Raw genomic sequence first — 14,816 nt, 5'->3', positions numbered from 1 at the left:
CAGCGATGACCGAAGCGGACGCCGCGAGCGCCGCGAGTGCCGCGAGTGCGGTGGGCGTCAGAACGTCGGCAACAGCTCCGGCGGATGCGCGCGAAGCTGGGCGCGTGCGTCGCGGAATTCGGGGAAGATCGATTCCACGGTTTCCCAGAAGCGCGGGCCGTGGTTCATTTCCTTGAGGTGGGCCAGTTCGTGGGCAGCCACGTAGTCGATCATCGACAGCGGGAAATGCATGAGGCGCCAGTTCAGGCGGATCTTGCCGTCGGCCGTGCAACTGCCCCAGCGCGTGGCCGCCGAGGTCAGCGCGAAGCCGGTATGGCGCACGCCCAGCTTCCTGGCATAGATCTCGAGGCGCTCGGGCAGCAGCCGCCGCGCCTGGGTCTGCAGCCAGCCCTGTACGCGATCCTTGATCTGCTGCTCGTCGGCATGCGCCGGCATGGCCAGGTGCAGCACGCGGGTTTCCGCATTGAACAGCAACACGCCAACCGGCGATTCCAGTTGCAGCGTGATCGGCTGGCCCAGGAACGGCAGCGATGCGCCGTCGCGCCATTGCACGGTGGGCAGAATACGGCGCGCTTCGCGATGGCGCCACTCGCCAAGCTTGTTGAAGATCCAGCGCTGCTTCTCGTGGATGGCGGCCTCGACATCGGCAAGCGTGACCCAGCGCGGTGCGGTGATCGACAGGCCGCGGTCGTCGACGGTGAAGCCGATGGTGCGCCGGGACGACCGCTTGAGCGCATAGTGCAGCGTGCGTTCGCCTACCTGCAGCATGCGGCCATTGGGCGGCGCCGGCGGCCAGGGCGCGGCCTCCGGCGCACGCAACCCGGCCGTTGGCAACAGGTCCTGCTGCTCCGCGGCGGCCGGCGGCAGGGCTTCTGCCAGCGGCAGCTCTAGCTGCGCGCCGGGGGTCTCGGGAGCAGGGCGCAGCAGCTTCATGCGGTGGCCTGGTTTCCTGCGTGGCGATAGCTTTCCGGATCGATGCGCCGCATTTCGGCTTCGACCCACGCTTCCACTTCCTGGTTCAGCACGTCGGCGGTCTTGTTGGCAGACGGGATCGGCGGGCCGATCGAGATCGTGATCATGCCCGGATACTTCAGGAACGAGTTACGTGGCCAGAGACGTCCCGAATTGACTGCCATCGGGATGACCCATGCGCCGGTTTCGACAGCCAGGCGCGCGCCACCGCTCTTGTAGCGCGGCTTCTCCAGGCCGGACCGGGTGCGCGTGCCCTCGGGGAACATGATGATCCATGCGCCTTCGGACAGCCGGTCGCGGCCCTGGCGGGCGGCCGATGCGAACGCGCGCGGTCCATCCTTGCGGTTGATATGCACCATCTTGAGCATGCCCAGCGCCCAGCCGAAGAATGGCACGAAAAGCAGTTCGCGCTTGAACACGAAGCACAGCGGCTTGGGCATCAGGGCCACGTAGGCCACGGTTTCCCATGCGGACTGGTGCTTGGAAAGCAGCACTACGGGCTTGTCGAGCATGCCCTGAGCCTGCTCCATGCCCTGGATGCGATAGTGCATGCCGCAGATCAGGCGCGCGGCCCAGATCACGAGCAGCGTCCAGCCGCGCACGAAGCGGAAGCGGTTCGCCGCGTTCAGGAACGGGAAGACGATAAAGCACGCGCACGCGTAAGGGGGCGTGAGCACCAGGAGGAACAGCGCGAACAGCAGGGAACGGATGAAAGTCATCGATCGGGGACGGAAATCGGGGGCGAAGTTCAGGGCGCGGGCGCTTGCTGCTTGTGCGCGCCCTCGCCGATCAGCCAGCGTGCGAACGCGGCCAGGTCATCATGCACGCGCGTGCCGTCGGGCAGGCCGCCTTTTTCAAGCGTCCTCATGCCCTTGCCCGTGCGAACGAGGTGAGGAATGCAGCCTACGGCCACACCGGCTTCCAGGTCACGCAGTGAATCGCCCACCGTGGGCACGGTGCGCAGCTCGATGCCAAACCGTTCGCCGATCTGTTCGAACAGGCCTGACTTGGGCTTGCGGCAGTCGCAGCTGTCGGCAGCCGTATGCGGGCAGAAGAATACGGCTTCGACGCGGCCACCGAGATTGGCCAGCATCTTGTACATCTTCTCGTGCATCGCGTTGAGCGCGCTCATCTCGAACAGCCCCCGGCCGATACCCGACTGGTTGCTGGCGATGACCACGCGATAGCCGGCCTGGTTCAGCGTGGCGATCGCTTCGAGGCTACCTTCGATCGGCACCCACTCGTCAGGCGTCTTGATGAACTGGTCGCTGTCGAGGTTGACCACCCCGTCGCGATCGAGGATGACGAATTTCGGCGGGGACTGTGGCATGGGGGCGCGCTCCGGTGATGCACGTGATGACAGCTTAGGACGCCAGCTTCGAAATATCAGCCACGCGATTGGCCAGGCCGTGCAGCGTGGCCAGCAGCGCCAGGCGGTTGGCGCGCAGCTTCGCGTCCTCGGCCATGACCATCACGTCGTTGAAGAAGCGGTCCACGGCATCGCGAAGCTGGGCCAGGTCGCGCAGCGCGGCCGTGAAGTCGCCACCCGCGAACGCGGCTTCCACGCCGGGGCGCACGCGTTCGATTGCCTCGAACAGCGCGCCTTCGGCGGCTTCCTGGAACAGCGACACGTCGACGCTGCCGATGGCCTCGTCGGTCTTCTTCAGGATGTTCGTGATGCGCTTGTTGGCGGCTGCCAGGGCCTCGGCCTCCGGCAGCGCGGCAAACGTGCGCACGGCTTCCATGCGGGCCAGGATGTCGTGCAGCGACTGCGGCCGCAGGCTGACCACGGCTTCCACTTCGTTGGTGGTGTAGCCCTTCTCCTTCAGATAGCCGCGCACGCGGTCATAGAGGAAGTCCGTGATCGCCTCGCGCGACGGCTTGACGGCGGCGATGCCGGCAAAGGCCTGCTCGGTCAGGGCCAGCAGCGCATCCAGCGACAGCGCCAGCGGTTTTTCGATCAGCATGCGCAGGATGCCCAGCGCGTGGCGGCGCAGCGCGAACGGGTCCTTCTCGCCGGTCGGCTGCAGGCCGATGCCCCAGATGCCCACCAGCGTCTCGAGCTTGTCGGCCAGCGCCACGGCGGTGCTCACGTTGCCTTCGGGCAGTGCGTCGCCGGCAAAGCGCGGGCGGTAGTGCTCGGAGCAGGCCAGCGCAACGTCTGCGGCCTCATCGTCATGGCGCGCGTAATACGTGCCCATCGTACCCTGCAGTTCGGGGAACTCGCCAACCATGTCGGTCAGCAGGTCGGCCTTGGCAAGTTCGGCGCCGCGCATCGCGGCGGCCTTGTCCACCATGGCACCGGTGGCGTTCATCGCGTCGGCGATATGGCCGGCGATCTGCTGCAGGCGCTGCACGCGGTCAAGCTGGGTGCCGATCTTGTTGTGATAGACCACGTTGCCAAGCTGCGGCACGCGTGAGGCCAGCGTCTTCTTGCGGTCCTGGTCGAAGAAGAACTTGGCGTCGGCCAGGCGCGGGCGCACCACGCGCTCGTTGCCCGAGATGATCGATTGCGGCGTGTCCGTGGCCAGGTTCGAGGCGATCAGGAAGCGGTTGCGCAGGTGGCCTGCGGCGTCCGTCAGCGCGAAATACTTCTGGTTGGTCTGCATCGTCAGGATCAGGCATTCCTGCGGCACGGCCAGGAATGCTTCCTCGAAGTGGCACGGATAGATCACGGGCCATTCGACCAGCGAGTTCACCTCGTCCAGCAGCGAGTCCGGCATGACGACCTTGTCGGCGCCGGCTTCCTTGAGCAGCGCGGCGCGAATGCGCTCGCGGCGATCGGCATAGCCCGCCACCACATGGCCGCGCGATTCCAGCAGGCCTGCGTACTCGGCCGCGTGCGGAATCTCGATCGTGCCTTGCGAGAGGAAGCGGTGGCCCTGCGTGAGATTGCTGGCCTGCAGACCGAGCACAGACACCGGTACGATCTCGGCGCCATACAGCGCGATCAGGCTGTGCGCCGGACGCACGAAGTGCACGGTGGAGCCGTCCGGGCGCTGGTAGCTCATCAGCTTCGGAATCGGCAGCTTCGTCAGTGTGTCGTCGAGCGACGCCTGCAGGCCGTCCGCCAGTGCAGCGCCACGGGCGGTGTATCGGTAGAAGAATGCATCGGCCTTGCCGTCAGAGGCACGCTCGAGCGTCTGCCAGTCGATCTCGGCAACGCCCACCGACTTGGCAAGCGCCGCCAGCTTCTTCGCCAGCGGGGCGGTCGGGGCGCCGTTTGCGTCAAGCGCCACGGTCAGCGGCAGCACCTTTTCGCGCTGTTCGCGGTCCGGAGCGGTCCGGCGCACGCCGGAAACCAGCGCGGCCAGGCGGCGCGGCGTGGCAAATGGCGTCACGGTGGCGCCGGCTTCGAGCAGATCGCGTGCGCCAAGGCCGTCGAACAGGCCCTGTGCGAAGGCGTCGCCCAGGCGTGCCAGCGCCTTGGGCGGCAGTTCTTCAGTGAACAGTTCGATCAGCAGCGAATCGGTCATGGGTTGCGACATGAATCGTATCCAACAGGTATGGGCGCGCGCTGATCAGCAGCGCGGCGCGAGATTGGGTTCCACGCCAGACAGCAGCCACAGGCCGTTCTGCTGGCGGAATTGCAGCGTGGTGTAGGCGCATTGCACGGCCACGCCGGAAGCGCCGCGGGTGCCCGCGGCCGGGAAACGTGCATCGATCCGTTGCGCCTTGCGGTCGTAGCGGATCTCGTCGATGCGCCCGCCGACCCAGAAATCGATCTTCGACGGGAGCTGCGCGGCCGAGTAGTACGTGCGAACGGTGCGGTGAGGCCGGCCGTTGCGGTCTTCCCACTCGACCCACTGCAGCGGGTAGCGGATTGCGCTTTCATACGCGCGCAGCGGCACGCGGTGCCAGCCGAGATCGCGCGAGCCCGACAGGTCGCACGAGAACGAGCGCACGAGCTGGGCCCACTGGTCGATCGAATTGAGCGACGGCCGCCAGTGCCGCGTGATGGCCTGCTGCAGCGCCTGCGAGTCGGCTTCGCAGATATTGCTGAGGTCCGCCGGCAGGTAGAGCGCCTGCGGACTCGGTGAAGCCGTGGTGCGTGCGGAGGCAAGGGCGCTGCCGCCACAGACGGCCGCCGCAGCGGACACGGCCAACGCGGCGATCGTGCAGACGCCGCGCAGACGGGTCGTCATGCGCGAGCCCCGCTCTTGCACATCGGGAAGCCCAGCGCCTCGCGCGAATCGTAGTAAGCCTGTGCCACCTGACGCGACAGATTGCGGATGCGGCCGATATAGGCGGCCCGCTCGGTCACGGAGATGGCGCCGCGTGCGTCAAGCAGGTTGAACGTGTGGGCGGCCTTGAGCACCTGTTCGTAGGCAGGCAGCGCCAGACGCGTGCCCGCCGCCTTGTCCTGCTCGCCTTCGGCCTTCTCGCCGGTATCGCCCATCAGGCGCTTGGCTTCGCCTTCATGCTCGGAGAAATGGCGGAACAGGATTTCCGTGTTGCTTTGCTCGAAGTTGTAGGTGGATTGTTCCACTTCGTTCTGGTGGTACACGTCGCCGTAGGTCAGGCGGCGTGTCTCGCCGTTTTCTTCCCACTCGGTCCAGACGAGGTCGTAGATGTTTTCCACCTTCTGCAGGTACATCGCCAGACGTTCGATGCCGTAGGTGATCTCGCCGGTGATCGGCTTGCAGTCGATCCCGCCAACCTGCTGGAAGTACGTGAACTGGGTCACTTCCATGCCGTTGAGCCAGACTTCCCAGCCCAGGCCCCATGCGCCGAGCGTCGGGTTTTCCCAGTCGTCCTCAACAAAGCGGATGTCGTTCTGCTTCAGGTCCAGGCCCAGTGCCTCGAGCGAGCCCAGGTACAGCTCCAGGATGTTCTCGGGCGCCGGCTTGAGCACCACCTGGTACTGGTAGTAGTGCTGCAGGCGGTTGGGGTTCTCGCCATAGCGGCCGTCCTTGGGGCGGCGCGACGGCTGCACGTAGGCGGCGCGCCACGGCTCCGGACCGATTGCGCGCAGGAACGTGTGCACGTGCGACGTCCCGGCGCCGACCTCCAGATCAATCGGTTGCAGCAGCGCGCAACCCTGCCGGTCCCAATAGGCCTGCAGGGTCAGAATCATTTGTTGGAAGGTCAGCATAGGAAGACAAAAAAGGAAGCTGGCGGGCAAGTGCACGAGTCGTCTCGCGCCGGGTTTGCCAAACCTTGAATTCTATCGGGTTTTTGGGGCGCCCCATCCGTACGCGAGCAGGAATCAGGTGACGGAGGGTGCGAAAAATGCAGTATGGCGGGTGTCGGGGTTTCACAACGGGTCGGGTAAATCCCGACCCGGGTTTCAGATGTCCCCGATAGGTGTCGATATGATTTTTGTATACAGTTGAAGTACGCAGCCAATTCACAAAACGACAGGCTGCGGCCCGGGCTGTCTGCCTTGACCGCGGGTCAACGCGCAAGGCCGGAAAGCAAAACGGGGAGCATCGGAAACAACATTCTGGGGATTTGTCATGTCGCTGTTGTCTCGCAAGCCGTATCTTGTCGCCCTCGCCGTGATGGCCGCCGCCGCCGCGGTCTCGATCGCCGCCTCGATGGTCGGCTGAAGTGCCGGGGGCTTTGCCCCGGCCAGGCTTACCGGCGCGCGCGCCGCGCGCCGAGTGCCATCAGCAGCACTAGCAGGCTGCCGGCCAGCACCGGCGCGTTGCCCCATCGGATATAAGGCGTCACGCCCTGCATGCCCTGCACGGTTGCCGTCAGCGTGCCCACGCTGAATGTCGGCAGCTTCACCTGCACTGTGCCGTCAGGCGCCACCACGGCAGTCATCCCCGTATTCGTGGCACGCAGCATCGGCCTGCGCATTTCCAGTGCACGCATGCGCGAGATCTGAAGGTGCTGATCCAGTGCGATCGTGTCGCCGAACCACGCCAGGTTTGTGACGTTGGCCAGCATGTTGGCCGGTGTGGCCTGCTGGCGCAGCGTGGCGGCAATTTCCTCGCCGAACAGATCCTCGTAGCAGATGTTGGGCGCCACGTGGATGCCGCGTACCGGCACGGCCGGCTGGTCCAGCGTGCCGCGCCGGAAATCTCCGAGCGGCATCTTCATCATGTCGACGAACCAGTGGAACCCGAACGGGATGAACTCCCCGAACGGCACCAGATGGTGCTTGTTGTAGCGGTAGAGCTGATCCTGCTCCGGCCCGATCGCGAACACGCTGTTGGTGAAGTCCACCGGCGAATCGGCCCCCGCAGCGCCAAAGATGATCGTTGTGCCGGTCTTCTCCATGAAGGTCCGCACATCACGGGCGATTTCCACCGGCAACTCCTGCAGGATCACCGGAAACGCGGTTTCGGGCGTGACCACGAGGTCGGCCGGCGCAGCGGTGATCAGGTCGCGATAGAGTTCCAGCGAGCGTTCGATGCCTGCCGGTTCGAACTTGATGTCCTGCGCCACGTTGCCTTGCAGCAGCCGTACATGGATCGGCTGGCCGATGGGGGATGTGTAGCGAATCGGCCCCAGCACGAAGCCGCCAGCCAGCACGGCCACGCCGATGCCGAAGGCGATTCCCGCCGAACGTGCCGCGCGCGGACGGCCAACGGCCCGCACGCCCACCACGATCAGCGCTGCGATGGTTCCCGCAAGTGCGGCAATGCCATAGACCCCGACAAGCGGCGCGAAGCCGGCCAGCGGCCCGTCGGTGTGCGGATAGCCGCTGCCGAGCCACGGGAAGCCCGTGAACACCACGCCGCGCAGCCATTCGGACAGCGCCCATGTGGCGCCGAACGTCACGGCGGCGAATACGCCATCACGGCCACGCTGTGTCAGCCAATGCCACGTTGCACCGGCAAGGGCGGGCCATATCGACAGGTAACCGGCAAACAGCACCACGGCCAGGCCCGCCATCCATGATGGCATCTCGCCGTAGACGTGCATGCTGATGAAAAGCCACCAGATGCCGGACAGGAACCAGCCCATGCCGAACGCATAGGCCGTGGCCGCCGCGGCGCGCGCGCGCGGGGCGCCGGCCATCAATGCCACCAGCCCGGCCAGGGACAGGATCTGGAGCCACCACCAATCGTGCGGGGCGAAGGACTGCGTATGGGCCAAGCCCAGGACGGCTGCAATCAGCAGCCGGAACACCGTGCCGGTGCGTGATGTGGCGTGCAATGTCTGGGAAGGAGAGGGCGGGGTGCCGCCCAGCGGTGATTCGGCCGAACCGGCCCGGTGGGTGCCCACGGCGTCGGGCGTGCCGACGCGCTTCATGCCTCGGTCACGATATCGGCTTCGGCGGGCGCTTCACGTCGCACCAGCAGCAGGTGCACCTGGCGGGCATCCGCGCGCAGGACTTCGAAGCGCATCGGCGGCAGCGTGATGATCTCGCCGCGATGCGGCACATGGCCGACGTGGTTCGTCAGCAGGCCGCCAACCGTATCGACATCGTCATCGGGGAACGCCGTGCCGAACGTCTCGTTGAACTGCTCGATCTCGGTCAGGCCGTGCACGCGCCACGCGCCGTCGGCGGTGGGCAGGATGTTGTCCTGGTCCTCGTCGAGGTCGAATTCGTCCTCGATGTCGCCAACGATCTGCTCGAGCACGTCCTCGATGGTGACCAGCCCGGCCACGCCGCCGTATTCGTCCACGACGATCGCGATGTGATTGCGATTGATGCGGAATTCACGCAGCAGGATGTTCAGCCGCTTCGATTCCGGGATGAACACGGCCGGACGCAACGTTTCGCGCAGGTCGAAATTCGGGTCGGTGTAATAGCGCAGCAGGTCCTTGGCCAGCAGGATACCGATGATGTTGTCGCGGTTGCCTTCGTAGACCGGGAAGCGCGAGTGCGCGGTCTGCTGCATGTAGGGGATGAAGGTCTCCGGCGCGTCGGCGATGTTGACCGTGTCCATCTGTGCCCGGGGCACCATGATGTCGCGCGCGGTCAGCTCCGATACCTGGAACACACCCTCGATCATCGAGAGCGAATCGGCATCGATCAGGTTGCGCTCGTGCGCGTCCTGCAGCACTTCCAGCAATTCGGCGCGGGTGTCCGGCTCGGGAGAGATGAAATCCGAAAGGCGTTCGAGTAGAGATCGTGGTCGATCCGTCTGCTTGTGGTTGGCAGGTTTCGAACTGGGATAGGGGTCGTTCATGTCGCGGCTAGCGCGTGGTGGAGATCGCTTGAAGCATACACTAAAAGCCTTGCGCGTCCGTGACGGTGCGCGGGGTGGCTTTTGGTGCTCCCCTCTCCCACTTTGTGGGAGAGGGGAGCAACACCGACATCATCAGTCCTTGATCGGCTTGTACGGGTCATCGAAACCCAGCGCCTGCAGCGTCTCGGTCTCGATGGCTTCCATTTCCTCGGCCTCGGCTTCGTCCTCGTGCTCGTAGCCCTGCGCATGCAGCACGCCGTGCACGATCAGGTGTGCGTAGTGGGCCTCGATCGATTTCTTTTGCGACTTCGCTTCGGCTTCCACCACGGGGCAGCACAGCACGATATCGCCGGTCACCGGGTCGTCGGCGTTCTCCGCGTAGGCGAACGTGAGCACGTTGGTCGCGTAGTCCTTGCCGCGATACGAGCGGTTCAGCGTACGGCCTTCCTCTTCGTCGACGAAACGCACGGTCAGGGCGGCGTCGGCGTAGAGCGCCGATTTCACCCACTTCTCGATCTGCTTGCGGGCCGGCAGGCCGTTGCGCTTCGATGCGCCGTCGCCATGCTGCACGTCGAGGTCCAGCTCGGGCGGCGTGGCCGGGGTACCCGTGGTGGTGACAATCGGCGTGGCCGTCACGGCCACCGACAGTGCGTCGTTGTTGTCGGGGCGCACCAGCAGGCCCGCCTGCTGGTGCGTGTCGGTGTGCTCGGCGAGCAGTGCCACCACGCCGTCACCGGCCTGGGACAGGTCCAGCGTCAGGCTGCGGCCATCGGCCAGCTGGATGCGCAGCGCATTGGCTGCGGACTTGCGCGCGCGGCCATCGGCATCGAACAGCACGAGGCTGGCGGCATTGGAAGACTTCTTGGTCAAGATCAGGCGTCCTTGTGCTGGGCGTGAAATTCGTCATAGGCCTCGACGATGCGGGCCACAAGCGGGTGGCGCACCACGTCGACGCTGGAAAAGCGCGTGAACGACACCCCGCGCACCTCGTGCAGTACATGCTGCGCTTCCACGAGGCCGCTCTTCTGGCCGCGCGGCAGGTCGATCTGCGTGATGTCGCCGGTGATCACGGCCTTGGAGCCGAAGCCGATCCGCGTCAGGAACATCTTCATCTGTTCCGGCGTGGTGTTCTGCGCTTCGTCGAGGATGATGAACGCATGATTGAGCGTGCGGCCGCGCATGTACGCGAGCGGCGCGATCTCTATCATCTGGCGTTCGAACATCTTCTGCGTGCGGTCGAAACCGAGCAGGTCATAGAGCGCGTCGTAGAGCGGGCGCAGGTACGGGTCTACCTTCTGCGCCAGGTCGCCGGGCAGGAAGCCGAGCCGCTCGCCGGCTTCCACGGCCGGGCGCGTCAGCACGATGCGCTTGACCACGTCGCGCTCCAGAGCATCAACCGCACAGGCCACGGCGAGGTACGTCTTGCCGGTACCCGCCGGACCAATGCCAAGCGTGAGGTCGTGCGACAGGATGTTCCGCAGGTAGTCGCGCTGCATCGCGGTGCGGCCCTGCAGACCCGAGCGGCGCGTATGCAATACGGGCGACTCATCGTCGACGTTGAACCCGCCGTTCTCGTCGCTCTCGGGCAGGTAGGCGCCGTGTGCGGCCACCTGGCGCGACTCGACTAGCCCGAGTTGCACGTCGTCGATCGACAGCGCCACGCGCGAATCGTTGTAGAAGCGCTCGAGCGCAAGCGCTGCATCCTGGGCGCGTTCGCCGCGCACCGTCATGCGGTGCCCGCGGCGCTGGATCGTTACGTCGAGCGCCTGTTCGATCTGGCGCAGGTTCTCATCTAGCGGCCCGCACAGGTTCTGCAGGCGCACGTTGTCGTCCTTGGGTGCGACAAACTCCGCGGTAGGAATTCTCATGGTTCGTTACTGGCGCACGGCGATTTCGCCGCGCAGCGAATGCGGGAAAGCCTGCGTGATGCTGACATCGACCATCTGGCCGATCATGCGGTCGCGCTGGGCCTGGGGCACGCCTGGCAGCGGGAAGTTGACCACGCGGTTGTTCTCGGTGCGGCCATGCAGTTCGTTCGGGTCTTTGCGTGCCGGGCCTTCCACCAGGATGCGCTGCACCGTGCCGACCATATCGCGGCTGATGCGTTGCACGTTTTCCTCGATGGTGGCCTGCAGGATCTGCAGGCGGCGCAGCTTGACCTCGTGCGGCGTGTCGTCGTGCAGGTTCGCGGCCGGCGTGCCGGGACGCGGGCTGAAGATGAACGAGAACGAGGTGTCGTAGCCGATTTCGTTGACCATCGCCATGAGCTTGTCGAAGTCGGCATCGGTCTCGCCGGGGAAGCCGATGATGAAGTCCGACGACATCGACATGTCCGGGCGCAACGCGCGCAGACGGCGGATGATGCTCTTGTATTCGACCACGCTGTAGCCACGCTTCATCCCGGCCAGCACGCGGTCCGACGCGTGCTGCACGGGCAGGTGAAGGTGGTTCACGAGCTTGTCGCAGCGGCCGTAGAGTTCGATCAGGCGCGACGTGAACTCCTTCGGATGGCTCGTGGTGTAGCGGATGCGCTCGATGCCGGGGATCTCGGCCACGTACTCGATCAGCAGTGCGAAGTCGGCGATCTCGCTCGTGCCGCCCATCGCGCCGCGGTAGGCGTTTACGTTCTGGCCCAGCAGCGTCACTTCGCGCACGCCCTGTTCGGCAAGGCCCGCCACTTCGGCCAGCACGTCCTCGAACGGGCGCGACACTTCCTCGCCGCGCGTGTACGGGACCACGCAGTAGCTGCAGTACTTCGAGCAGCCTTCCATGATCGACACGAATGCGCTGGGGCCTTCCACGCGCGCGGGCGGCAGGTGATCGAATTTCTCGATTTCCGGGAACGAGATATCGACCTGCGACACGCCGGTCTGCTGGCGGCGATTGATCAGGTCCGGGAGGCGGTGCAGCGTCTGCGGGCCGAACACGACATCGACATAGGGTGCGCGCGACACGATCGACGCGCCTTCCTGGCTGGCCACGCAGCCGCCCACGCCGATCACGAGGTCGGGTTTGGCGGCCTTCAGGGCCTTCATGCGGCCCAGTTCGGAGAACACTTTCTCCTGGGCCTTCTCGCGAATCGAGCAGGTGTTGAACAGGATCACGTCGGCGTCTTCGACGTTGTCCGTGGGCTCCATGCCCTGCGTGGCGTTCAGCACGTCCACCATCTTGTCCGAGTCGTACTCGTTCATCTGGCAGCCGTACGTTTTGACAAATACCTTCTTCATGGTGCCGGTCTCAGTGGTTTACCTGGGGGCATCAAGGGCACAACAGGTTCAATCGAAAATGCTTCAGTGGGCGGCCTTCCAGGCCTTGACTTCGGCGTCGGTCAATACCCAGGCGGTCAGCAGCTGGCCGTAAAGGTCGAGCGTGTAGCGCACCTGGGTCTTCTTGCCGGCCACGGTGACCGGGTTCATCAGCAGCGTTTCGGTGCTGAAGATCCGCAGGCCCGGGGCCACGCCGACGGTCTTGCCGTCGAGCTTGGCGCGCATCGGCTCCGATGCTGTCGGCGGGGCGAGTTCCATGCGGGCCATCGGGGCGTCCGCGGGGATCACGCGCACCGGCGTACCTTGAAGCGGCTGGGTTTCCTGAGCCATGGCCGGGGCCATGGACATCAGCAGCGTTGCAGTGCACGCAACCAGCGACAGACGCAAAAACGGCATGGGCATGAAAGCTCCGGCAACAAGAGTGGCAAGCGGATGGAACAGCAAAGCCGCCGGCGCCGGACGCCATCAGCAAACAGCCGGCATCGCGCTGGCAGGGTAACCGGCGATTCTACCCTTTTGTCCCCGCATCAGGGGGACATCGGGCGGATGGCAGCCCGGGGCGGTGTGGCGTAATCAGAACAGGGATGATGCTTCCTGCAGCACCCGCTGTTTGGACACCGTGCCCATCAGTTCGCGGCTGGAGGTGTCGCGGACCAGCGGGATCCGGTTGATGCCGTGCACCGAGAAGATCTCCAGCGCGTCACGCAGCCGTGACTCGGGCGTCAGCGACGGGAAGCCGAGATCGCCGAGGTCCAGCAGGCTTGCAGCGGGCGCATCCCGCTGCGCGCGCTGGATCGCATGGATCGAGATGGCGCCGACCAGCGCGCCATCGGCATTGACGAGGTAAAGGTAGCGCGTGCCGGTTTCGGCGAACTTGTCGGCGGCCTGGTCGACCGTGGCGCCGGGATCGATCACGGTGTTCGTGGGGTCGCACAGCCCCGCCAGACGCAATCTGCGGGCACGTTCGGCCGCCGCCGAGGCCTGCTCGCGCTCCACCACCACGGTGTACAGCGACAGCGTCTGACAGCGCGACGCGGTGTAGTAGGCCGCCACGGCGCCGATCATCGATGGCAGCAGCAGCGCAGGCGACAGCGTCATCTCGAACACCATTAGCACCGACATCAGCGGCGCCTGGCTGGTGGCTGCGAGGAATGCGGTCATGCCGACCAGCGGGAGGACCGGCGACATGTCACCGCCGGGCACCAGTATTGCCAGCAACTGGCCCAGCGCCGCGCCAACGAACAGCGACGGCGTGAACACGCCGCCCACTGCGCCGGAGCCGATGCTGGCCACCGTGGCCACGAGCTTTGCCACCAGCACGCCCCACACCGGCACCGAGAGCGGCTGGCCCTGCAGGATCGTCTGGATCGTGAAGTAGCCGTTGCCGACCACTTCGGGGACAAGCATCGCCAGCATTCCGACCAGTGCGCCACCGAGTGCCAGGCGCGTTGCGGGGCCGCCGGGCACATGGCTGAAGCCGTTGCGGGCGATGGTGGCGGCGCGCATGAACAGCGCGCCGGCCGCGCCGGCCAGCACGCCGAGCGCCGCGGCTGCCAGCAGCATCTGCGGACGCAGGTCGGGATCGATGTAAAGTCCGGGGTAGAGCGGCTGCAGTCCGCCATGCCACTGGCTGACCATCGCACCGGCCACGGAGGCCAGGAACAGCGGCATCAGCCGCTGTACGGCCAGTGCGCCGAACACCACCTCGGCGACGAACACCGCCGCTGACAGTGGCGTGTGATAAACCGAGGCCAGGCCCGCCGCCGCGCCGCAGGCCGTCAGCATGCGGCGCATGTTGGTGTCGCCTGCGGTATGGTCGGCGCGCGCCGACGGGAACAGCGAACCGCAAAGCGCGGCAAGCTGGACCATTGCGCCTTCCTTGCCGACAGAACTGCCCGAGACGATCGAGCAGAACGACGACAGCGCTCTCAACAGCGTGATCTTCAGTGGCAGGCGCCCGGTGCCGCGCGCCACGGCGTCCATGTAGTCGGCCGGGCCGGGCTCGGCGGCGGCCGCGCGATTGGCCAGCACCAGCAGCCCGCCGGCCAGTGCGCCGCCAAGTGCCGGAATCACGACACGCCACGCCAGCGCCAGGCCGGCGAACGCCATGACGATGTCGGCGTTGGTGCCGAACATGACCACTCCGCTCGATTCGATCGCGGTCTTGAATAGCGTCGTGACGATGCCAGCCAGGATCCCCACGGGGATGGCCGCGAATAGCGTGACTTCCTGGTCTTCGAGAAAACGGAGCCGCATGGCGATGAGAAGGACGTGGGGCGCCGGGGCCGGGTGGCAGCCATGATAGCGCAGCGCCACCCGGTAACCATATCGATCCAGGGGTGTCGTTGGACTGGTACACTACGGCCCTTTCCTGACCGGCGCCGGGGGGCAATCGACCCGTCCAGCCGGGCCTGACCCTTTCAGGTATGGTTTTCTACCCGAGCTGCCCCACGATTGGCGCACTTTCTTGCGCGGCGGGCGGCCG

At 65.8% G+C, this 14,816-nt stretch carries 13 protein-coding genes; all 13 read right to left on the bottom strand.

Translation table 11 applies throughout. The features are described 5' to 3' along the window. Positions 1-57: 57 nt before the first annotated feature. On the bottom strand, positions 58-933 hold the full coding sequence (locus tag B552_RS0100510) for a SprT family zinc-dependent metalloprotease (RefSeq protein WP_019447027.1): 876 nt from the start codon (positions 931-933) through the stop codon (positions 58-60). Then, positions 930-1,691: a lysophospholipid acyltransferase family protein gene (locus B552_RS0100505; RefSeq protein WP_019447026.1), complete on the bottom strand. Its 762-nt coding sequence runs from the start codon at positions 1,689-1,691 to the stop codon at positions 930-932. Before B552_RS0100505 ends, B552_RS0100510 begins: the two co-directional genes overlap by 4 nt. A 29-nt stretch (positions 1,692-1,720) precedes the next feature. Beyond that, the gene (gene gmhB / locus B552_RS0100500; RefSeq protein ID WP_019447025.1) at positions 1,721-2,302 is read right to left on the bottom strand and encodes a D-glycero-beta-D-manno-heptose 1,7-bisphosphate 7-phosphatase; all 582 of its coding nucleotides are present in this window, start codon (positions 2,300-2,302) and stop codon (positions 1,721-1,723) included. Between the two features lie 34 nt (positions 2,303-2,336). Further along, a complete protein-coding gene (gene glyS, locus B552_RS0100495) occupies positions 2,337-4,460 on the bottom strand; it encodes a glycine--tRNA ligase subunit beta (protein WP_019447024.1) in 2,124 nt (707 codons plus the stop codon). 33 nt (positions 4,461-4,493) lie between these two features. Further along, positions 4,494-5,117, bottom strand: coding sequence for a hypothetical protein (locus tag B552_RS0100490; RefSeq protein ID WP_019447023.1), 624 nt, complete (start codon positions 5,115-5,117; stop codon positions 4,494-4,496). Further along, positions 5,114-6,067, bottom strand: a complete 954-nt coding sequence (gene glyQ / locus B552_RS0100485; RefSeq protein ID WP_019447022.1) for a glycine--tRNA ligase subunit alpha — start codon at positions 6,065-6,067, stop codon at positions 5,114-5,116. Before glyQ ends, B552_RS0100490 begins: the two co-directional genes overlap by 4 nt. A gap of 485 nt (positions 6,068-6,552) precedes the next feature. Then, positions 6,553-8,181, bottom strand: a complete 1,629-nt coding sequence (gene lnt / locus B552_RS0100475) for an apolipoprotein N-acyltransferase (RefSeq protein WP_019447020.1) — start codon at positions 8,179-8,181, stop codon at positions 6,553-6,555. Further along, positions 8,178-9,065, bottom strand: a complete 888-nt coding sequence (locus B552_RS0100470) for a transporter associated domain-containing protein (protein WP_019447019.1) — start codon at positions 9,063-9,065, stop codon at positions 8,178-8,180. The genes lnt and B552_RS0100470 overlap by 4 nt, the downstream gene beginning before the upstream one ends. A 132-nt stretch (positions 9,066-9,197) precedes the next feature. Further along, positions 9,198-9,935, bottom strand: a complete 738-nt coding sequence (gene ybeY / locus B552_RS0100465) for an rRNA maturation RNase YbeY (RefSeq protein WP_019447018.1) — start codon at positions 9,933-9,935, stop codon at positions 9,198-9,200. Between the two features lie 2 nt (positions 9,936-9,937). Beyond that, positions 9,938-10,933, bottom strand: a complete 996-nt coding sequence (locus B552_RS0100460; RefSeq protein ID WP_019447017.1) for a PhoH family protein — start codon at positions 10,931-10,933, stop codon at positions 9,938-9,940. Positions 10,934-10,939: 6 nt separating this feature from the next. Then, complete coding sequence (gene miaB, locus B552_RS0100455; protein ID WP_019447016.1) at positions 10,940-12,292, bottom strand: tRNA (N6-isopentenyl adenosine(37)-C2)-methylthiotransferase MiaB; 1,353 nt, start codon at positions 12,290-12,292, stop codon at positions 10,940-10,942. A 63-nt stretch (positions 12,293-12,355) separates the two neighbouring features. Next, positions 12,356-12,733 carry a hypothetical protein gene (locus tag B552_RS0100450; protein ID WP_019447015.1) on the bottom strand — a complete coding sequence of 126 codons (378 nt, stop codon included), beginning with the start codon at positions 12,731-12,733 and terminating at the stop codon, positions 12,356-12,358. Between the two features lie 171 nt (positions 12,734-12,904). Next, positions 12,905-14,587: a ClcB-like voltage-gated chloride channel protein gene (locus B552_RS0100445; RefSeq protein ID WP_019447014.1), complete on the bottom strand. Its 1,683-nt coding sequence runs from the start codon at positions 14,585-14,587 to the stop codon at positions 12,905-12,907. Between the last annotated feature and the right edge of the window lie 229 nt (positions 14,588-14,816).

The organism is Cupriavidus sp. BIS7 (assembly GCF_000292345.1).
Lineage (GTDB): Bacteria > Pseudomonadota > Gammaproteobacteria > Burkholderiales > Burkholderiaceae > Cupriavidus.
The sequence above is the reverse complement of the archived record's forward strand: the minus strand, read 5'-3'. Positions and strand labels throughout refer to the sequence as shown.